At 74.3% G+C, this 20,300-nt stretch carries 18 protein-coding genes; 9 read left to right on the top strand and 9 right to left on the bottom strand.

Annotated elements, in window-relative coordinates; genetic code table 11:
* Window positions 1-77: 77 nt before the first annotated feature.
* Window positions 78-2,690, bottom strand: coding sequence for a SpoIIE family protein phosphatase (locus ABD954_RS01085; RefSeq protein ID WP_345483807.1), 2,613 nt, complete (start codon window positions 2,688-2,690; stop codon window positions 78-80).
* A gap of 125 nt (window positions 2,691-2,815) precedes the next feature.
* Here ABD954_RS01085 and ABD954_RS01080 point away from each other — a divergent pair, with 125 nt between their 5' ends.
* The 3 genes from ABD954_RS01080 (at window position 2,816) to ABD954_RS01070 (ending at window position 5,745) form a co-directional block, all read left to right on the top strand.
* Window positions 2,816-3,580 carry an alpha/beta fold hydrolase gene (locus tag ABD954_RS01080; RefSeq protein WP_345483805.1) on the top strand — a complete coding sequence of 255 codons (765 nt, stop codon included), beginning with the start codon at window positions 2,816-2,818 and terminating at the stop codon, window positions 3,578-3,580.
* A gap of 102 nt (window positions 3,581-3,682) precedes the next feature.
* Window positions 3,683-3,931 (top strand): hypothetical protein, encoded by a 249-nt coding sequence (locus ABD954_RS01075; RefSeq protein WP_345483804.1) that lies wholly within the window; start codon window positions 3,683-3,685, stop codon window positions 3,929-3,931.
* Window positions 3,932-4,083: 152 nt separating this feature from the next.
* A complete protein-coding gene (locus ABD954_RS01070) occupies window positions 4,084-5,745 on the top strand; it encodes a GMC oxidoreductase (protein WP_345483803.1) in 1,662 nt (553 codons plus the stop codon).
* An 85-nt stretch (window positions 5,746-5,830) separates the two neighbouring features.
* On the opposite strand, the gene ABD954_RS01065 is transcribed toward ABD954_RS01070, so the two are convergent.
* The 3 genes from ABD954_RS01065 to ABD954_RS01055 form a co-directional block, all read right to left on the bottom strand.
* Window positions 5,831-6,310, bottom strand: a complete 480-nt coding sequence (locus ABD954_RS01065) for a carboxymuconolactone decarboxylase family protein (RefSeq protein ID WP_345483802.1) — start codon at window positions 6,308-6,310, stop codon at window positions 5,831-5,833.
* Window positions 6,307-7,386, bottom strand: coding sequence for an NAD(P)H-dependent amine dehydrogenase family protein (locus ABD954_RS01060; protein WP_345483801.1), 1,080 nt, complete (start codon window positions 7,384-7,386; stop codon window positions 6,307-6,309). The genes ABD954_RS01065 and ABD954_RS01060 overlap by 4 nt, the downstream gene beginning before the upstream one ends.
* Window positions 7,387-7,580: 194 nt before the next feature.
* A complete protein-coding gene (locus ABD954_RS01055) occupies window positions 7,581-8,063 on the bottom strand; it encodes a GNAT family N-acetyltransferase (protein ID WP_382746088.1) in 483 nt (160 codons plus the stop codon).
* Window positions 8,064-8,246: 183 nt separating this feature from the next.
* Between ABD954_RS01055 and ABD954_RS01050 the strand changes: the two genes are divergently transcribed.
* The 3 genes from ABD954_RS01050 (at window position 8,247) to ABD954_RS01040 (ending at window position 10,496) form a co-directional block, all read left to right on the top strand.
* Window positions 8,247-9,017, top strand: coding sequence for a hypothetical protein (locus tag ABD954_RS01050; protein WP_345491866.1), 771 nt, complete (start codon window positions 8,247-8,249; stop codon window positions 9,015-9,017).
* Between the two features lie 167 nt (window positions 9,018-9,184).
* The gene (locus tag ABD954_RS01045) at window positions 9,185-9,862 is read left to right on the top strand and encodes a helix-turn-helix domain-containing protein (RefSeq protein ID WP_345483800.1); all 678 of its coding nucleotides are present in this window, start codon (window positions 9,185-9,187) and stop codon (window positions 9,860-9,862) included.
* Window positions 9,863-10,028: 166 nt separating this feature from the next.
* A complete protein-coding gene (locus tag ABD954_RS01040; RefSeq protein ID WP_345483799.1) occupies window positions 10,029-10,496 on the top strand; it encodes a hypothetical protein in 468 nt (155 codons plus the stop codon).
* Here the strand turns inward: ABD954_RS01040 and ABD954_RS01035 are convergent.
* The 4 genes from ABD954_RS01035 to ABD954_RS01015 form a co-directional block, all read right to left on the bottom strand.
* Window positions 10,475-11,014 (bottom strand): CGNR zinc finger domain-containing protein, encoded by a 540-nt coding sequence (locus ABD954_RS01035; protein ID WP_382746102.1) that lies wholly within the window; start codon window positions 11,012-11,014, stop codon window positions 10,475-10,477. The two genes, ABD954_RS01040 and ABD954_RS01035, sit on opposite strands and share 22 nt — an antisense overlap.
* 54 nt (window positions 11,015-11,068) lie before the next feature.
* Window positions 11,069-12,436, bottom strand: coding sequence for an NAD(P)/FAD-dependent oxidoreductase (locus ABD954_RS01025; protein WP_345483797.1), 1,368 nt, complete (start codon window positions 12,434-12,436; stop codon window positions 11,069-11,071).
* Between the two features lie 213 nt (window positions 12,437-12,649).
* The gene (locus tag ABD954_RS01020) at window positions 12,650-13,654 is read right to left on the bottom strand and encodes an SGNH/GDSL hydrolase family protein (protein WP_345483796.1); all 1,005 of its coding nucleotides are present in this window, start codon (window positions 13,652-13,654) and stop codon (window positions 12,650-12,652) included.
* 270 nt (window positions 13,655-13,924) lie between these two features.
* Window positions 13,925-14,812: a DUF2382 domain-containing protein gene (locus ABD954_RS01015; protein WP_345483795.1), complete on the bottom strand. Its 888-nt coding sequence runs from the start codon at window positions 14,810-14,812 to the stop codon at window positions 13,925-13,927.
* A 212-nt stretch (window positions 14,813-15,024) separates the two neighbouring features.
* Here ABD954_RS01015 and ABD954_RS01010 point away from each other — a divergent pair, with 212 nt between their 5' ends.
* Complete coding sequence (locus ABD954_RS01010) at window positions 15,025-17,040, top strand: prolyl oligopeptidase family serine peptidase (protein WP_345483794.1); 2,016 nt, start codon at window positions 15,025-15,027, stop codon at window positions 17,038-17,040.
* A gap of 507 nt (window positions 17,041-17,547) precedes the next feature.
* Here ABD954_RS01010 and ABD954_RS01005 read toward each other — a convergent pair.
* The gene (locus ABD954_RS01005; RefSeq protein ID WP_345483793.1) at window positions 17,548-17,715 is read right to left on the bottom strand and encodes a hypothetical protein; all 168 of its coding nucleotides are present in this window, start codon (window positions 17,713-17,715) and stop codon (window positions 17,548-17,550) included.
* Window positions 17,716-18,024: 309 nt separating this feature from the next.
* Here ABD954_RS01005 and ABD954_RS01000 point away from each other — a divergent pair, with 309 nt between their 5' ends.
* Both ABD954_RS01000 and ABD954_RS00995 read left to right on the top strand, forming a co-directional pair.
* Entirely contained in the window at window positions 18,025-19,242 is a 1,218-nt protein-coding gene (locus tag ABD954_RS01000; protein ID WP_345483792.1) for an RNA ligase, read from the top strand.
* A 2-nt stretch (window positions 19,243-19,244) separates the two neighbouring features.
* On the top strand, window positions 19,245-20,156 hold the full coding sequence (locus ABD954_RS00995; RefSeq protein ID WP_345483791.1) for a phosphatase domain-containing protein: 912 nt from the start codon (window positions 19,245-19,247) through the stop codon (window positions 20,154-20,156).
* The last annotated feature ends 144 nt before the right edge of the window (window positions 20,157-20,300 follow it).

The following is a 20,300-nucleotide window of genomic DNA, read 5'->3' as shown; positions in this document are numbered from 1 at the left end:
CCCCCGGTGCGCCCAGCCTCCCCGCACGCCGCCCGCACGACCAGCGCCGCACACCCACCCGGGTGACGACACACCCGTCACGCCCGGTGCGCGCGCGTCCCCCAGCGGGCCGCCAGGAGCAGGGCGATGTCGTCGGGCCGGTCCGCGGACTGCCGGGCCTCGCGGATCAGCCGGTCGGCGGTCTCCGGCAGCGGCGCCGAGCCGGTGGCGGCCAGGGCACGGCGCAGCCGCTCGATGCCCTCGTCGATGTCCGTGTCCGGCCGCTCCACCAGGCCGTCCGTGAACAGGGCGAGCACCTCGCCCGGTCCGAGGCGCAGCCGGGTCACCGGATACGTGGCGCTGTCGTCGACCCCCAGCACCACTCCGCCCGCGAGGTCCACCCCGACCGTGGAGCCGTCTGTCCTGCGCAGCAGCGGCTGCGGGTGCCCGGCCCGTGCGGCGTGCGCCTCACCGGTCTCGGGGTCGAGGACGACGTAGCAGCAGCTCGCGAACTGCCCCGGATCGAGGTCGATGAGCAGCCGGTTGGTGCCCCGCACCACGTCCTCGGGCGCGTGCCCGCCCAGCGCGAACGCCCGCACCGCGCTGCGCAGCTGGCCCATGGTCGCCGCGGCGGCCACCCCGTGCCCCTGGACGTCCCCGATGACGAGGGCGAGGCGGCCGTCGTCCGTCTCGATCACGTCGTACCAGTCGCCGCCCACGTCCATGCCCTGGGTGCCCGGCAGGTAACGGCCCACCGTCTCCACCCCCTCGTGCACCGGCAGCCGGTGGGGGAGGAGCGCGTCCTGCAGCCCCCGGGCGAGCGCCGACTCGGAGTCGTAGCGCTGCGCCCGCTCCAACGCCTGGGCGATCAGGCCCGCGAGCGCCGTCAGCACCGTGCGCTCCTCGGCAGTGAAGCCGCGCGGCGCGTCGAAGCCGAGGATGCACGAGCCCACTGGCCGGCCCGAGGCGATCAGCGGCAGGAACGCCCGCGCCCCCGTGTGCGCGTCCAGCGGCAGCCCCGGGTACGCGGCGCCGAGCTGGTCCATCGACTCGAAGAACAGCGGCCGGCCGGAGGTGAGCGTCTCCACACCGGGCACGTGGGCGTCCAGGCCGACCCCGTCGAAGGGCTCCAGGAAGCCCGGCGGGAAACCCGTCTCCCACGCCAGGTACAGATGCCGTTCGCTCAGCAGGTAGATCGCCAGTTGCCGGCCGCCGAAGGCCGGCAGCAGCTCCTCGGTGACCACCGCCGACACCTGGCGTGCCGTCACGGCCTCCGACAGGGCGATGGCGAGCGCAACCGGGCGGTAGAGCGCCGCGGCCCTGCCCTCCGGAGAGGTCAGCCCGTCGGCTTCCGCGGCCTCGTCGGCCTTGTCGGCCCGCCTCACGCTCCCGACGCCGGGTGGCCGGCCCGCCGGGTCGTTCTTCTCCGGGACGAGCACCAGGGTCACCCCGTCCTGCCCCGGATACAGGGACACCGACAGCCACGCGCCGTGCCCCGGATGCGCCAGGAAGTGGATCGGCTCGTCGGACAGGAGCGCCCCGCGCAGCTGCTCCTCGTGGTACGGGTGGGCGAACCACGGCAGGGCCTCCCAGAGCGCCCGTCCGGCCAGGGTGTCGCGCGGCAGGCCGAGCAGGGACTCCGTGCGCGCGTTGACGTACGTGATCCGCCCGAGCCGGTCGATGGCCAGGATCGCGCGGGGCAGCCGGTCGGTGGCGTCGGAGCCGAGGAGGCCGGTGCCGAGGTCGACCAGGGAGCCGGTGAGCACGTTCCCGGCGGGGCCGTGCGCGACCGGGCGGGCGGTCACCTCGAGGAGGTGCAGCCCGCCGTCCGGCCCCTTCAGCCTGATCCTGCGGGCGGCCGGGCCGCCCGAGCCCGCCGCCTGCCGGGCCAGCGCCCACAGGGCGTAGGTGTCCTCGGGCACGAGCCGGGCGGTGAGCGCCTCGACGCTCCAGGGGGACGGCGCGTCCTCCCCGAGGATCGCCCGCAGGCCGGCGTCGGCCGTGACGGTGCCGGTGTCCAGGTTCCAGTCGAAGTAACCGATCCGCACCGGCGGACCGGTCCGGACGGGCAGCTGGACGGAGACCGGTTCGCCGGGCCACTCCACGCGGGTCCCGCCCGCGGCGAGGTCGTCGAGGGCCAGGCCGAGGCGGCGGGCCTCCGCGAGCATGCGGCCGCGGTCCGGCGCGTCGACCGGCATCCCGGGCGTCGGCGTCCGCAGCACCACCAGGACGCCGTAGCGCTCACGGCCGCGGACCACGGGGATGTACAAAGAGGCGAAGGGGAAGGGAAGGCTCGCCACGAGCTGCGGAAAGAGCCGCATGGCCTCCTCGACGTCCCCGAGGTGCACCGGCTGCCCCGACCGGTGGGCCTCCGCCACGGGGAAGGGCCGGTTCTCGTGCATCCGCCACCAGGGGCGGAACAGCGAGGAGGGCAGGCCCGCGAGCACGGCGAGCCGCAGCAGCCCCGGCGTGCCGGAGCGCAGATAGACCCCGCCCGCGTAACCGCCGGCCGCCTCGACCGCCCGCAGCACGGACTCGGCGAGCACCACCGGCAGGGCGTCCGCCGTCAGGGCCTCCGGCGCCGGCCCGTCCCCCGCCGGCCCGTCGGCGCCGGCGCCCCGCCGGGGCCCGGGCGAGGCCGACGGGGCGGGGCCTGCCGCGCCGTACGAGGTCACACAGCCAGCATGCTCCCCGCCGTGAGGGCCACGCATCCGGAGTGCGCACAGGTGAACCACTCCTCGGGGGCATTGACCCCGCTCGGCGCCGCTCGCGAGACTCGGTGCTCGGCCGCCGCGCCCGCGCGCGGCCCACCCACACCTCTCGACCAGGGGGCTTGATGACGGGCCGGGTTCTTCCGTACGACGTGGAGGGCAGCGGTCCGCGCCGCGCCCTGGTACTGCACAACTGGTTCGGCGACCGCACCAGCTTCGCGCCGCTGCGGGAACACCTCGACCGGGACACCGGCTCGTACGCCTTCCTCGACTGCCGCGGCTACGGGGAGGCGATGGACGCCGACGGCGCGTACACCATGGAGGAGGTCGCGGCGGACGCCCTCGCCGTCGCCGACGACCTCGGCTGGGAAGAGTTCTCCGTGGTGGGCCACTCCATGGGGGCCAAGGCGGCCCAGCTGATGCTGCTCGACGCACCCGGGCGGGTGCGCTCGATCGTCGGCATCTCGCCGGTGTCCGCGGCGGGCTTCCCGCTCGACGCGGAGACCTGGGAGCTGTTCGCCGGGGCCGCCGAGAGCGCGGCCAACCGCCGGGCCATCATCGACAACACCACCGGCGGACGGTACGGCGACGCCTGGCTGTCCGGCCTCGTGGACCGCTCCCTGCGGCGCTCCTCGGCCACCGCCTTCCGCGCCTACCTGGACTCCTGGTCGCGCACGGACTTCCACGAGCGGGTCCGCGACAACCCGGCGCCCGTCCTCCTCGTCGTCGGCGCCCACGACCCGGCGCTCGGCGCGGAGGCGATGGAGGCGACCTGGCTGCGCTGGTACCCCAACGCCCGGCTCACGGTGCTGCCCGACGCCGGGCACTACGCGCCCGAGGAGACCCCGAAGGACCTCGCCGACGCCATCGAGGCCTTCCTGGCCGCCTGACGCGCGCCCGCCGCCGAACCCGGGGACACTGGTCGGCAGCGACCGGCCCCGGGTCCGGCAGACCGGCCCCAGGGGCCGGCAGCGGGGGAGAGGCGGTGCGGCATGATCCTGGCCCTGACGGCGGCCGTCGCGGCGGCGCTGCTCGTCTGCCGGCTCGCCCTGCGCGAACGGCGCGTCCCCGGGACCGCCCGCCGCGCCCTCTCCTTCACCCGCGACCGGCGTGCCCTCGCCGCCGGCCTCCTCGCGGGGCTCCTGCTCGCCGTCGCGGGCTGGCGCGCGGCCGGTCCCGGCGCCGTGGCCTGGGCCGCGCTCGCGGCCGTCCTGGTGGCCGGTCTGACGGCAACCGGCTGAACGCCGCCCCTGCGACCGCCCGTTCCGCGGTGAGCGCGATCGGCCTGATTCCAGCCCGTTCCGGCCACAAGTTACCCGGCGGTTTCGCGTGACTTCCCACGAACGCGCCAGTAGAACATGTTCCCGTTCACTCCCCGAGTGAGGAACATCACGTGCCTGACACATCCTTTTCGGCCTCGGGTTCCCGAGGTCTGACCCGCCGCCGGTTCGTCACAGGAACAGGTTCTCTTCTGGGCGGCCTGGCGCTCGCCGGACCCGCCACCGGAGCGAGCGCCGCCGGCCGCGCCGAAGCCACGGCCTCCGCCCTCGCCGCCCCGATCGCCTCCGGCGCCCACGTCCCCGTCCTCGTCGTCGGCACCGGATACGGCGGCTGCGTCGCCGCGCTCCGGCTCACCGTCGCCGGCGTCGACGTGCACATGGCCGAGATGGGCATGGCGTGGGACACCCCCGGCCCCGACGGCAAGATCTTCGCCAACACCACCAGACCCGACTACCGCTCCTTCTGGCTGCGCACCCGTACCCGGCAGCCGCTGAGCAACTTCCTCGGCTTCCCGCTCGACAAGGACGTCCCCCGTCACACCGGCATCCTCGACGCCGAGGACTTCGCCGGCATCACCGTCTACCAGGGCCGGGGCGTCGGCGGCGGCTCCCTCGTCAACGGCGGCATGGCCGTCACGCCCCGGCGGGACCTCTTCCCCGCCGTCCTGCCGACCGTCGACCCGGCGGAGATGTACGGCACCTACTACCCGCGCGCCACCGCGGGACTCGGCGTCACCCCCGTCGACCCGGCCTGGTGGGAGGCCGCCGACTGCTACCAGTACGCCCGGGTCGGCCGCAGGCACGCCGAACGGTCCGGATTCCCCTTCGTCTTCGTCCCCAACGTCTACGACTGGGACTACATGAAGCGGGAGGCCGCCGGCGGCGTGCCCAGGTCCGCCCTGGAGGGCGAGGTCATCTACGGCAACAACCACGGCAAGAAGACCCTCCCGAAGACCTATCTCGCCCGGGCCGCCGCGACCGGCCGCCTCGCCGTCTCCCCGCTCCACGAGGTCACCGCCGTCACCCCGGCCCCGCGCGGCGGCTACACCGTCACCCTGGAGCGGCTCGACACCACCGGCGTCACCGTCGAGACCAAGACCGTCACCGCCGACCGGGTCTTCTTCGCCGCCGGAAGCGTCGGCACCAGCAAGCTCCTCACCCGCCTCAAGGCCACCGGCGCACTTCCCGCCCTCAACGACCAGATCGGCAAGGGCTGGGGCGACAACGGCAACGTCATGTGCGGCCGCGCCAACCACATGTGGGATCCCACCGGAAAGCTCCAGTCGGCCATGCCCACCGCCGGCATCGACAACTGGGACGCGGGCGGAGCCTTCGCCGAGGTCGCCCCGCTGCCCACCGGCATCGAGACCTACGCCTCCTTCTACCTCTCCATCACGAAGAACCCGCACCGGGCCGAGTTCCGCTGGAACCCCGCCACCCGGAACGTCGAGCTCACCTGGGACCGCGCGTGGAAACAGGCGTCCATCGACGCCGCCAGGACCATCTTCGACAGGATCAACGCCAAGGAGGGCACGATCTACCGCACCGACCTGTTCGGCGGCAACAGGATCTGGGGCGACCACCTCACGTACCACCCGCTCGGCGGCGCCGTCCTCGGCCGCGCCACCGACAACCACGGCCGGCTGCACGGCTACGACGGCCTCTACGTCATCGACGGCGCGCTCATCCCCGGCAACACCACCGTCAACCCGTTCGTCACCATCACGGCGCTCGCCGAACGCAACATCGAGCACATCGTCGCCAACGACCTGTGACGCCCGCGGCGGTACGGACCCGACGGGACCGGCCTGACAACCCCGGCCGGCCCCGTCACGACGGGCTCCGCCCGAGCGCGTCGTCTCAGTGCCCCGGCAGCACGCACACCGTGTCGAGCCCCAGCACCCGGTTGAGCCGCCCGAACGCCAGCCACGAGCCCAGACTCATGGTCAGCTCCACGATCTCCACCTGGCTGTACGCCGCGGTCATCCGCGCCCAGAACTCCTCGTCCAGGCGGTGGTGGTCCAGCGCGTACCGCTCCGCGTACTCCGCCGCGAGCCGGGTCCGCTCGTCGAAGGCCCCCGTCGTCCGCCAGGCGAGCACCGCGTCCGCGAAGTCCTCCTCGACCTTCTCCCCGTCCCGGTCCGTCCGCCAGTCCAGACAGAACCGGCACCCGTTGATCTGGGCGATCCGCAGCCGCGCCGCCTCGAACTCGCGCAGCCCGAGCGTCGTGTGCGCGTACACCGACAGCGAGAAGTTCGCCGCCGCCATCCCGATCCCGGGCACCATGTCGCCCCACACGTAACCGATCGGCTCCTGGCCCTCGGGAATGTCGATGATCACCGCGGTCTCCTTCCCAGCTTCCCCACCGCCGGGCGCAACGGCACGTCCAGCGCGTCGTAGAGTCCCGGCTCCGCCGCCACGAGCCAGTCGATCGCTCCCACCAGACGGCCCACGGCGGTCGCGTTGCCGCCCGCGGAGCGGTTCTCGCCCTCGTCCGTCGCCTCGACCGTGACCTCGATCCGCGGCCGGCCCTCCACGATCACCCGGTGCGCCCCCGAACCGTCCGGCGGCACCGGCCAGTCCGGCGCGCAGTCCGGGTGGATCCGGGTGACGTGCTCGATCACCAGCAGCGGCTCGCCGTCGACGACCCCCTGCACCTCGAAGCGGACCGCGCCCTGGGTGCCGGCCCGGAACTCGCCCATCGTGCGGGTCCGCACCGTCGTCTCCAGCGGACGCCGCTCCAGCGTCTCGCGGATCTCGTCGAGCTCGACGCCCAGCGCCCGGGCCATCAGCCGCAGCTGACCGCCCCACACCATCGCCGGCACCGACGGCAGCAGCATCGGCGGCTCGTACGTCATGGGCTGCCCCATGCCGACGAGGAGACGGACCGACTCCTCCTGCTCGTACGTCGAGTAGTCGAAGATCTCCTGGCAGCGGATCGCCTCCACGGTGCTGCCGAGCCCGCTCACCAGCAGCGGCAGCACGTCGTTGCCCCACCCCGGGTCCACCCCCGAGGCGAACAGCGAGCCGCCGCCCTCCCGCACCGCCGCCAGGACCGGCTCGCGGAACTCCGGCGGTGCGCCGCGCTGGTCGTACAGCGGGTACAGCGAGGGCGTCACGACGACCGCCCCGGCCCGTACCGCCCGCACCACGTCGGCGAGCGCCTCGTCGGGGCGCAGGTCACCCGACGCCGCGTACACCACGGCGCCCGGCCGGCCCGCGAGGACGGCGGCGGCGTCGTCCCGCGCCGCGATCCCCAGCTCGCGCCCGAGGCCGGCGAGCTCGCCCGCGTCACGGCCGACCTTGGCACGGTTCGCCACGAGGACGGCCGAGAGGTCGAGCGCCGGGTGGGCGTCGACGGCCCGGATGGCCGCGCGCCCGACGTTTCCCGTTCCCCACACCACGGTCGGAATCATGCGCGGAGGGTAGCGCCGGGACCGTGAGGTTCCCAGAGTCCGGACGGAGCGCATCTGACGACTCGTCAGAATGCTCCGGTCGTCCCGGGGGCGGGCTGCGGGGGCGGGCCCGGCCTCACCGCCTTCCGGGCCCGCCGCCTTCCGGGCCCGCCGCCTTCCGGGCCCGCCGCCTCCGGGTTCACCGTCCTCCGGCCTCACCGCCCGTCGGCGAGGCGCAGGGTCACGAACGGCACGGTGTCCCCCGGCAGCACGTACCGCTCGATCTCGACGAAGCCGCGGGCCAGCGCGAACCGCAGCCCCTCCGTGTTGCTCGCCAGCACGACGGTCTCCACGCCGGCGTCGCTCAGCGTCCTCGCGTGCGCCAGGCCCCGCTCGTACAGCGCCGTCCCGTAGCCCCGGCCGCGGTACGGGGGCAGGACGCGGGAGATGACCGTGGCGGCCGGGGTCTCCGCGTCCGGTGGACGGACGGTGGAGCAGCCGACGACGGTGCCGTCCGCGTAGGCGACGTCGAGCCGGTTGCGGCCGGCCCGCTCACGCACCTCGTCGGCGGAGAGCGGGGCGGTGGGGACGACCGTGTCGTGGACCAGCCGCCAGTCCGCCAGGAGCGCGGACACGGCGCCCGGGCCGGCGGGGTCGATCCGTTCGATGCGAAGGGCGTTCGCGGGTGAATTGTTCACCGGAGCAGGAGACCGCCGCACCCCATGGCGCGTCAACTTCTCCGCCCGGGCGGAGCCCTGCCCGCCGGTCATGGGCCCGGACGGGTGAGGAGACCCGGCCGGGGCGACACGTGTGCGCACGGACCGGGTACGGATGCGCGCATTGCCCCGAACCTCGGAGGTGGCCCACCCATGCCCGTCCGCATGCCCGTCCGCGAGGGCACCGCCACGGTGCTGACCTGCGCCCTGTCCGCGGTCCTGGTGCTTGCCGGATGCGCCCCGGCCCCGCCGCCGGCCGCGGCGCCCGCCAAGGCACCCGCGAAGGCGTCCGCCGCACCCGCGCCGCCACAGGGGGAGGGGCGCGACGACGCCGGCCGCGCCCCCGCGCGCATCCCCGGCGTCGGCCCCCGCACCCAGGCCCGCATCCCCGACGGCACCACCCAGGCCCTCGTCGTGAGCGGCGAGGGCGTCGACGCGGACGTGGCCGTCGCCGTGCTGTACGAACGGGACCCGGCCGGCCGCTGGCACCGCACGGCCGGACCCTGGACCGGCCACAACGCCCTGCGCGGCTGGACCGAGAACCACGTGGCAGGCGACCTGCGTTCGCCCATCGGCGTGTTCCGCCTCGGCGACGCGGGCGGCCGGCTCCCCGATCCCGGGGCGCGCATCCCGTACGACCAGGACGAGGAGTTCGCGCTCTCCGGCACCGGATTCCTCGGCGAACCCCTGGAGGGCTCCTTCGACTACGTCGTCGCCATCGACTACAACCGGGTCCCGGGCACCACCCCGCTCAACAAGGAGCGTCCGCTCGGCCCGGAGAAGGGCGGCGGGGTCTGGATCCACGTCGACCACGGCGGCCCCACCCAGGCCTGTGTCTCCCTGCCGCGCGAGAACATGACGGAACTGCTGCGCGCCCTGGACCCGGCCCGCGAGCCCGTCGTCGTCATGGGGCCGGCCGAGGTCGTCGCCGGCTGACCGGTAACACGTGACCGGGCACCGGGCGACACCGCTCCGGGAGCGCGCCACGCCGTGCGAAAGCCTTGGCCGGTACGTCCGTTCTGCCGCAAGGTGTCCCCGGCGTCCGGGGCCGCGCCATCGGGGGACGACGGCCGGGCGGGACAGGTCCAGGGGGGACACGGGACATGCCGACGACCACGACGGCGGGGGACACGTGCACGGCGAGCCGGGGCAGGGGGGTCCTCGAAGGGGCCTTCGCGCTCCTGGAGGCCCTGCGAAGACACGGCGACGACGCGGTGGGCGTCACCGAACTCGCCCGCGCCTGCGGGGTGCCCAAGGGGACCGCGCACCGGCTGCTCGACCAGCTCGTGGCCCTCGGCGCCGTCGAGCGCCGCGACCGGCGCTACCGGGTCGGCCCGCAGCTCTACCGGCTCGGTCTCGCCTGGGAGCCGCACCCGGGCCTGCGGGCCGCCGCCCGGCTGCCGCTGCACCGGCTGCGGGCCGCGACCGGGGCGAGCGTGCTGCTGGTGGTGATGCGGGAGGACCAGGCGCTGACGGTGAGTTCGGTGCCCGGGGAGCCGGAGCCCGTGCTCCCGCTGCGTGACGGGACCGCCTTCCGCCTCGACACGGCGGCGGGACGGGCACTGCGCGGGCCGCGCGGCGCGGGCGCGGTCCTCGACCGGGAGGACGTGATGGCCGGGGTGTGCTGCGCGGCCCTGCCCGTACGGTCGCCGGACGGCCGGACCGTGGCCGCGCTGGCCGCCGTGGTCCGCGCCGGGCGGCGCCTCGAACCGCTGGCCGACGCGGTCGCCGAGGCCGCCGGCGCACTGGCCCGCGGTCTCGCCCGGGGCCTGCCGGTGTGACCAGGGGCACGCTGTTCCGTCCAGTGGAACGCGCGTAGAACGGGCCTCGGCGGGCCGGGCACAGTAGGGGACGTGCCGAGGGGAACGGCACCGAAGGCCCGCCGGAGCGGCGGGGCCGCACACCGGACGTCACCTGATGTGACGTCATGAACCTGGGGGATTCACCATGAGCAAGAGCCGCACCGTCCGGATGGCCGCCGCCGCACTGCTCGGACTCGGCAGCCTCGGCGTCTTCGCCGGCACCGCCCAGGCCGAGCCGATCGACTACGTGAAGATCGAACTCCTGGAGCTGACCTGCCACAAGAACAGCGAGGGCAACCACGACGAGGCCTACCTCAACATCACGGACGCCAACGGCAACCAGGTGAAGGTGTGGCCCGGCAACGGCATCACGTACCAGACGATGGGCGCCGGCTACGTCCGCTCGATGACCGACGGCAACAGCAACAACGCGCTGATCCTCGGCCGTCAGCAGGCCCGCACCCTCACCCTGTGGGACAAGGACACCTTCGGCGCCGACAAGCTGGGCGCCACCCTCGTCACCGGAAGCGAGGCCGGCGCCGAGGTGCAGTACCGCTCCCTGGAGGGCTCCGGCGGCATCTACACGATCGCCTACCGCGTGATCGACATCTGAGCGGACCCCGCCGCCCCGGCCCGCCGGTGCGCCGCGACCCGCTCGCGGGTGGCGCACCGGCGCGAGCAGTAACGCCGGCGCTCCCTGCCGCCGCCCAGGGGAACGAACACGTCCTCGCACGTGGCCGACGCGCACACGCCGCCGGGCGCGCGGCCCCGGTCCCACAGCAGCACGGCCAGGGACAGGCAGGACGACGCGAGGAACCACTCCGCCCACGGCGCGTCGTCGTCCCGGTCCACGTGGGGATGCCAGGGGCTCGCGCCGCCGTGGGTGGTGAGCCGCAGGGGACCGGTCCGCTCGGCGAGCAGCGCGTTGAGCGTCAGCGCCGCCGCGTCGACGCCGTCCGCGGCGAACACCGGCCGCAGCGCCCCGGCCGCCTCGCGGAACGGCTGCGCGCCCAGGTGTTCACCACCGGAGCCAGTGTCAAGATCACCGCGTTCGCCCTGGGGGCGGCCGTGGCGGGACCGCTCGCCGAAGGCTCCCTGCCGGGCGCGCTCCTCGCCGCCGCGGGGGTGCAGCTGTCCGCCGCGGCGGCGTACCCGCTGGTGGGCGCGCGCAGGTCCGGACGGGCCTCAGGAGGCGGCGGCGCGCAGTGAGGCGGTGTGGGCGCGGACCTGGTCGGGCGACAGATAGGCGTCCGTGTACTCGAAGTCCCGCAGCGAGCCGGACTTCGAGGCCAGGAAGCCGGTGCGGACGAAGTCGTCACCGGCCACCGCGTTGAGCAGCCAGTTCGTCATCACCCGGGTCTTCGCCACGTTGGTGCGCAGCGCCGCCCAGTGGTAGGCGCGGGCGACCGCCTGGGCCGGCATGCCGTGGAGTTCCACGCCCAGCGGCTTGGAGACGCCGTCCAGACCGCCGAGGTCCACCACGAGTCCCAGGTCCTTGTGGACGTACGGACGGGTCTTCTCGCCCCGCAGGGTCGCGACCAGGTTGTCGGCGATCACCTTGCCCTGGCGCATGGCGTGCTGGGCGGTCGGCGGGCAGACCGCGCCCTCCTCGCCCTTGGCGAGGTCCGGCACCGCGGCCGCGTCGCCCAGCGCGTACACACCGGGCAGGTTCGGCACCGCCATGTCCGGGCCGACCACGAGCCGGCCCTTGAGCGTCTCGGCGCCGAGGGTCCCGATCAGCGGGCTCGCCGCGACCCCGGCCGTCCAGATCAGGGTGCGGCTGGGCAGCACCCGGCCGTCCGTGAGCGTCACCGTCTTCTCGTCCACGGAGGCCACCGACACCCCGAGCGAGACCTCGATCCCGCGCCGCCGCAGGATCTCGAGCGCCGCCGAGCCCAGCTTCGGCCCCAGTTCGGGCATCAGCGTGGGCGCGATGTCCACCAGGTGCCACTTGATGAGCCGGGGGTCGAGCCGCGGATACCGCTTGACCGCGTTGTGGGTCAGCATCTGCAGACAGGCCGCCGTCTCGGTCCCCGCGTAGCCGCCGCCCACCACCACGAACTGCAGCCGTGCGGCCCGCTCCGCCTCGTCCTGGCTCGCGTCGGCGAGGTCCAGCTGGGCGATCACGTGGTCGCGGATGTACACCGCCTCGGCGAGGGTCTTCATGCCGCGGGCGTGCTCGGTGAGTCCGGGGATGTCGAAGGTGCGGGTGACGCTGCCGGGGGCCAGGACGAGGTGGTCGTACGGCTCCGTCTCCAGCCCTCCGGTGAGGGACCGCACCACGCAGACCTTGGCGTCCGTGTCGATGCCGACCGCGCCGCCGGGGATGATCCGCGTGCGGTGCCGCTCGCTGCGCCGCAGGGACAGGGCCACCGACTGCGGAGTGAGCACCCCGGAGGCCACCTGGGGGAGCAGGGGCAGATACAGCTGGTACGAGAAGGGCGAGAGCAGCGAGATCGCGGCCTCTCGCCCGGTCAGCCGCCGTTCGAGGCGCCGCACGCACGCGACCCCGGCGAAACCGGCGCCCACCACGAGGATTCTCGGTCGAGACACGGTGAAAGACCGCCTTTCCACGCCTTGTCCTGCGGTACGGGCCATGGGCGGCCCTCCCGGCCTGACTCACCGAACTTATCATCCGGAAATCATTCATATCCGGCAAAAGGGCGAGAAGCGGTGAGGGGCCCAGGACTCCGGCTACCCGGGTGAGGACGAAGCACTCGGGTGAGGCCGCGGCGGTCGCCGACGGGACGTGCCCGGCGTGGTGGATCAGGCGGGGCCGCGCCCGTACATCGCCGCGATCGACTGGGCGACGGTGTCGCCGTTGCCGTCGCGGCCGGTCTCGTCGGCGGCGAGCAGCCACGGCAGCGTCTGGTGGAGCAGGGTCACGCCGGAGGGTTCGAGCAGACCGCCGACGGCCCGGTCGGCGCCGTCGCAGGCGGTGGCCGCGCCGGTCGCCGCGTAGAGGTCGACGAAGTGGGCCTTGTGCTCCTTCGCCTTGGCCGCCATCAGGGAGTTGAGCCGGGCCTGCACCTTGGTGTCGAGGAAGCCCCACGCGGACTCCGGCACGTCGGCGAGCGGTCGTCCGGCGCCGCCGGGAAGCGCGGTGCGGCAGCGCTTGCGGTCCTCGGGGACGAGGCGCGGATAGCCCACGAGGACCGTCCGGGCCGAGGGCGACTCGCTGCCGATCTCGGAGAACAGCTTGTCGAGGTCCTTGCCGGTCTGTTCGAAGCGCCGTTCCAGCCAGTCCGCGCCCGCGCCCCGGGCGAAGTACGTTCCGCACGTCGTGGTGGGTGAGGTGGCGTCTACGGGCGGGTCGGGCAGATGGGAGCCCTCGCTGCCGCGCAACCGCTGCGAGCACTGCTTGAGCACCTGCCCGAGGCCCGCGGTCCCGGCGCCGAGCCCGGCGACGACCAGCTGCGTCTCCTTCGTCAGCGCCCGCTTCTGCGGTACGGCGCTCGTGCCGCCGCCGAGGTCCTGCTCCTCCCAGACGTGGTGCAGCGCGGCGCCGGCGCAGGACACGTCGGCGGTGATGTCCAGGAGGATGGCCTGGTCGGCCAGTTGGTCCTCGATGACGTCCGGCAGGTTCTCCCGGGCCCGGACGCAGAGCAGCGCGCCCGGGTCGACGGGGGCGATGCCCCACCCGGCGACGGAGGCGTCGCCGAGGAAGACGGTGGGAATCTTCGGGGGGTTCACGCGCACGGCGGGGGCGCCGGGTCCCGCGGCCGTCACCGCCAGCAGTGCCGCCGCGCACAGCGTCCTCGTCAGCCTCATGAGGGACATTCAAGGGTCGTCGCCGGGCCTGCGGCTCGCCCGGGACCCGTTTCCACCTGGGAGAGCGAATCCACCGGGCGCACGGAGGCACCCCGGGTTTGCGCCCGGCCCCGTCCTGTGACCTCGGCGCCCGTGGTGCCGGGTACGGCGGACGGCCGCACCGGGCCGGCGCGGCTTCGGGGGGCGGAACCCTCCTCGGCCGGCCGGTCCGGTGGGGCCGGATCCGTCCTGCTGCGTACGGTCGCGGTCCGTGCGGTGGGTGCGGCGGTGTCAGATGCCGCGGCCCTCGCCCGTGTCACGGCCCCGGGTCATCCCGGTCTCGTCGGTCTCCACGTCGATGCGTTCCTTGCGGATCTCGCCGGAAACCGTCTCCTCGTCGGTGACCTCGTCCGTCCGCAGGCGCACCCGCTCCTTGGGGACGGCCCTGGTCTCGACGACGGGGCGCTCCTCGTGGAGGACGACCTCGTGCTCGGCCTCGGAGATGTCGGGTCCGGAGAGGGCCTCTTCGCGGTTGGCCTCCGTGATGGGCTCCCGCTCCAGGCGCACCTCCTCGTGGCGGACCGGAACGGTCTGCTGGACCTCTTCGGTGACGACGTACTTGCGCAGCCGGACGTGCCCGGTCTCGACGCGTTCGGTGCCGACGTGCATCTCCTCCTCGGACCGCGTCATCGCGTCGTCGCCCATCGAGCGGCCCGCCATGGCCGTCCCCGCCTCGTCGTCCGCGAAGCCGGCCCGCTCCCGGCCCGTCATACCGGCGGTGCCGGCCGCTCCGGCCGCTCCGGCGGTACCGTGTGCCCAGCCGCCCTCACCGGGCTCGTTGGCCTGCTGCCACGCCTCGTCCCACGCGATGCCGTAGTACTCGTAGAGGCGCTGCTCCTCGCTCGCGTCGAGGTGTCCGCCGCCGTCGACGTCCACGTGCGGCGCGCCCTTGATGCGGTCCTTCGGGTAGGGCACCTCCAGGTGGCCGTCGACGAGCGACGCGTCCTTGATCGGGACGAAGGACTCGCTGGTGCCGAACATGCCGGTCTTGACGGTGACCCATTCGGGGCGGCCGCTGGCGTCGTCGACGAACACGTGCTTGGCGTCGCCGATCTTCTTGCCCTCGGGGTCGTAGACCGGATGGTCCAGCACAGCGGGGATCTGTTCCTGGGCGATCATGTTTACCCTCCTGGCGTTGTCGTGGTCCCCCTGCGGCTTACCGAACAAAACGGCAGAAAACGTGCAAATCCCCGCTGTTTTGGTTGAGTCGTGACCTGTTGACCGTTGAAGCGAATCCTTCCGGGGTGAGGCCCGCTGCCGACGCGCCCGGGGCGGATGGAATCCTGGACCACCCGACGCGGGCACCACGGCGAGCAGGAGGAGTACCGGGCGTGAGCGACACCGACCCCTATGAGTGGCTGGAAGACGTCGACGGCGAGCGGGCGCTCGCCTGGGTGCGCGAGCGCAACGCCGAGACCGAGGCCGAGCTCGCGCGCGGAGAGGAGTTCGCCGGGCTCGTGGCCGAGCTGCGCGAGGTGCTCGACGCGCCCGACCGCATCCCGTACACCACTCGCCGGGGCCCGTACCTCTACAACTTCTGGCAGGGCGCCGAGCACACCCGCGGCGTCTGGCGGCGCACGACCCTGGAGGAGTACCGCGCCGACGAACCCTCCTGGGACGAACTGCTCGACCTCGATGCGCTGGCCGAGGCGGAGGGCGAGGACTGGACCTGGGCCGGGGCGCAGGTGCTGCGGCCCGCCTTCCGACGGGCGCTGATCAGTCTCGCGCGGGGCGGCGGGGACGCCGTCGTCGTGCGCGAGTACGACCTGGAGGACCGGGCCTTCGTCGCGGACGGCTTCCGGCTGCCCGAGGCGAAGACCGACATCGGCTGGATCGACGAGGACCACGTCTTCGTCGGCACCGACGAGGGCCCCGGCTCCCTGACCGTCTCCGGCTACCCGCGCACCGTCCGCCGCTGGCGCCGCGGCACCCCCCTCACCGACGCCGAACTCGTGTACGAGGGGGCGGAGTCCGACCTCGCCGTCTCCGCCTGGCACGACCCGACCGAGGGTTTCGAGCGCGACTTCGTCGTCCGCTACCGCGACTTCTGGCACCACGACACCCATCTGCTCACCGCCGACGGCGCACTGCGCCGGATCGACGTCCCCGACGACGCCGACAGCTCCGTCCACCGGTCCTGGCTCCTCGTCACCCCCAAGACCCCCTGGCTCGGGCAGCCCGCCGGCTCCCTGCTCGCCTTCCGGTTCGACGACTTCCTGGCCGGAGCGCGCGAGCCCGACGTCCTGTTCACCCCCGACGAGCGCACCGCCCTCGCCGGGCACGCCTGGACCCGCAACCACCTCGTCGTCGAGACCATGGAGGACGTCGCCAGCCGGATGCACGTCCTCACGCCCGACGCCTCCGGCGGCCGCTGGGAGCGCGGCGAGCTCGCCGACGTCCCGCCGCTCACCTCCGCCGCCCTCACCGACACCGACCCGGACACCGGCGACGAGTACTTCCTCTCGCTCACCGGCCACCTCCAGCCGCCCACCCTGCACCGCGGCGAGATCGGGAAGCCCGGCGAACGCATCAAGCAGGCGCCCGAACGCTTCGACGCCACGGGCCTGACCGCGCGCCAGTACTTCGCCCGCTCCGCCGACGGCACCCGCGTCCCGTACACCGTCGTCGGCGGTGGCGGCCTCCCCGGCCCCACCCTGCTCACCGGGTACGGGGGCTTCGAGGTCTCCCTCACCCCCTCGTACGACAGCGTCCGCGGCCGCGCGTGGCTCGCCCGCGGCGGCACCTACGTGGTGGCCGGCATCCGCGGCGGCGGCGAGTACGGCCCCCGCTGGCACCGCAGCGCCCTCAAGGCCGACCGGCCCCGCGCCTACGAGGACTTCGAGGCCGTCGCCCGTGACCTCGTCGACCGCGGCATCACCACCCCCGCACGCCTCGGCATCACCGGCGCCAGCAACGGCGGCCTGCTCATGGGCGCGATGCTCGTCCGCAGCCCCGAACTCTTCGGCGCGATCGTGGCGCACGTCCCGCTGCTCGACATGCTGCGCTTCCACACGCTGCTCGCCGGGGCCAGCTGGACCGCCGAGTACGGGGACCCCGACGACCCGGCCGACCGGCCGCACCTCGCCGAGCTCTCGCCGTACCACCGTCTCGCCGCCGGCCGGCCCTACCCGCCCGTGCTGCTCACCACCTCGACCCGCGACGACCGCGTCCACCCCGGCCACGCCCGCAAGACCGCCGCGCGGCTGCGCGAGCTCGGCCACCGGGTGCTGCTCCACGAGACCCTGGTCGGCGGCCACGCCGGGGCCACCGACCACGAACAGACCGCCTACAACAGCGCCCTGGAGCACACCTTCCTCTGGCGTACGCTCGGCGCCCGCCACGGCTGAACGGCGCCGTCCACCGCCACGGGCCGGCCCCGCCCCTCCCGCACCCGGTGGGCCGGGCGTCACGCGTCCGGAGCGTCCCTCGGCGTGGCGGGCCGGCAGGGAGCAGCGCCGCGTCCGCGCCTCGTGTCGGTACGGTGCCCGCTCCGGTCCGGCCTCGATGCGCATCCCGGCCTCGCGCAGAGCCGTGGCGACCGCCTCGGGCCGGAGGGGGTGGAAGCCGACGTCCATGTCGTGCGCCCACCACTCGGTCCGCGGCCCTGGCGGGGGACAGGCCCACTCCGACCACCGAAGGCCCCCGTCGCCGAGCGAGGCGGCGACGTGCCCGGGCCCGCGGGCCGGTCGGCCGGCACCGCCCCGGCGCCCGCCTCCTCGCGCAGCGCGGCCGGCAGCGCCCCGCCGAGCTCTCTGCCGATGCGGGCGCGGTACTCCTCGGCCCCGGCGTCGTCGCCGCGGCGGACGCGCTCGTGCCCTGGCTCTCCCGCGTCCGTCGTGCCCGTGGCCCGCGTGCTACTGCATCGGCGCTCCGGTCGGACCGAGCCCGGCCGGCGGCATCTGGATCACACGGCTGAGGTCGCGCAGCACCTCCTCGGCGGTCCGGCGCACGTCCCCGGGAACGTCCCCCTGCTCACGTATGAGCTCGGAGTAGATCGGGGCGGTCGTGTCCGCGTAATTCATTGCGCTCGCTTCCTGGGCTTTCCGGACGGTCTTCGGGCGGCGAGTCTACGGGGCCCCTCGGACAGCCCCGGGCACCGGCCCGGATGCCGGACCCCTCCCCGGACGGCCGCGCCCGGCCCCCTTCGCCGGGGCCCGGGCCCGGCGGCCGTGACGCCGCGACGGGGGGTCCCGGGCGAGGGCCCTTCGCCGCCGCACCGGGCACCCGGCGGTGGCACACCGGCCAACTCGACCGGAGCGCGAGCTAATTCGCTGGTCAGGGCTGCCGGGGCACAGAAGAATGAGCCTCCTCGAAACCGGGAGGGAAACCCCATGAGCCAGGCGCCCCTGACTCTCGACACGCTGCTGCCGCCGCACGAGCTGGCGGCAGCCGTCGAAGCCGGGCACGTGACCCGCAAGTCACACCCCGAGCTGCCGCTGTCGATCTACACGTACACGCGGACCTGTCAGTACGAAGGCGTCTGGAACCAGGTCACCACCCGCTGCCGGGGGCTCGTCGCCGACGACCGCACCGGTCGGATCGTCGCCCTGCCGCTGCCCAAGTTCTTCAACGTCTCCGAGCACGCGACCGGCCGTCCCTACGCCCCCGCGCTCCCCGACGAGCCCTTCGAGGTGTACGAGAAGGTGGACGGCAGCCTCGGCGTGGTCTTCCACTACGCGGACCGGTGGCGGGTCGCCTCCAAGGGCTCCTTCACCAGCACCCAGGCCACCTGGGCGCAGCGCCGCCTGGACGCGGCCGACACGTCGGCGCTCGTGCCCGGGACGACGTACCTCGCCGAGATCGTCTACCCGCAGAACCGCATCGTCGTCGACTACGGCGACCGCCGGGACCTCGTGCTGCTCGCCGCGTTCCGCCCCGACGGCACCGAGACACCGCTCACCGAGGCCGCGAGCGCCTGGCAGGGCATCGGATCCGTCGTCACCGTGCACCCGCCCGTGCCGCTCGACGTGCTGCTCAAACTGACGGAGTCCAGCACGCGGCCCGACGGCAGCCCCGCCACCGGCACCGACGCGGAGGGCTTCGTCCTCCGCTTCGCCTCGGGCGTCCGGGCCAAGGCCAAGATCGCCGAGTACGTACGGCTCCACAAGGTCCTCACCGGAGTCACCGAACGCGACATCTGGCGCGGCCACGGCATCCAGCGCTTCGCCGGCACGTCCGCCAAGGTCCTCGCCCAGGGCCTCGGCCTGTCCATGGCGGAACTCGGCGGCATCCGCTCCCAGGGCGGGCGCCCCCTCGACGCCCTCCTGGAGCAGGTGCCCGACGAGTTCGACGCCTGGGTGCGGTCCGTGATCGCCCGCCTCGAGGACGACTTCGCCGCCCGTACCCGCGCCATCGACGACGCCTGGACCTCGCTCGCGCCCCTCGCCTCCGACCGCGGCGCGTTCGCGCGGGCCGTCAAGGAGCTGCCGGACGCCCGGCTGCGCTCCGCCCTCTTCCTGCGCCTCGACGGGCGCCCCACCGACCTCCTCGTCTGGCGCGCGCTGCGCCCCGAGGCCGCCGACCCCTTCACCACCGACGAGGAGAACTGACCGTGCCCCTGGTCCACGTCATGACCGGACTGCCGGCCTCCGGCAAGACGACCGCAGCGCGCGCCCTCCAGGAGCGGTCCGAGGGCCGGATGCGCCGCGTCAACCTCGACGACCTGCGCACCATGCTCGACCTGCCCGGCGGCGACCGCTCGCACGCCCACGAGCAGACCGTCCTCGGCATCCAGGACGTCGCCGTCCGCGCCGCCGTCGACGACGGCTTCGACGTCGTCGTCGACAACACCCACCTCACCCCGCACATCCCGCGGCGGCTCAAGGCCGCCCTCGCCGGCCGCGAGGCCACCTTCGTCGTGCACGACTTCACCGGCGTGCCCGTCGACGAGTGCGTCCGCCGCGACGCCGCCCGCGCGCGGCCCGTCGGCGAGGAGATCATCCGCATCCTCGCCGACAAGCACGCCAAGGCCACCCGGGGCGGCTGGCGGCTCACCGACGACTGGCTCAACGACCGACCCGCCGCCACCCCCTACGTGCCCGACACCGCGCTTCCCTCCGCCGTCCTCTGCGACATCGACGGCACCCTCGCCCTGCGCGGCGACCGCGGGCCGTACGACTTCAGCCGGTGCGACCTCGACGTCCTCAACGTCCCCGTCCGCGACGCCCTGCGCGCCTTCCGCGGCTCCCACCGGGACCGGATCGTGCTGCTCTCCGGCCGCAGCGAGGACCACCGGGAGATGACGGAGGCGTGGCTGGAGCGGTACGCGGTCCCGTACGACGAGCTGTGGATGCGGCCCTCCGGCGACGGCCGCTCCGACGACCTCGTCAAGGCCGAGCTCTTCGACGCGCACGTCCGCCACCGCTACGCGGTCCGCGTCTCCCTCGACGACCGGGACCGGGTCGTCGCCGTCTGGCGCCGGATGGGCCTGCCGACCTGGCAGGTCAACTACGGCAACTTCTAGGGACCGCCCCGGCCGGGACCGGCTCGGCTCCGGTTCCCGCGACGCGCCCGCTCCGCCCGTCGGCGGAGCCCGGCCGCGACCGGGGTCGGATGCCGGTCCCGGCGGCACCGTCCTAGGGTGGTCGGTGGCCCCGCGCACGCGACC

It is taken from the genome of Streptomyces roseoviridis, assembly GCF_039535235.1.
In the GTDB taxonomy this organism is placed as follows: Bacteria; Actinomycetota; Actinomycetes; order Streptomycetales; family Streptomycetaceae; genus Streptomyces; species Streptomyces roseoviridis.
This window is presented reverse-complemented; position numbering and strand designations above follow the sequence as displayed.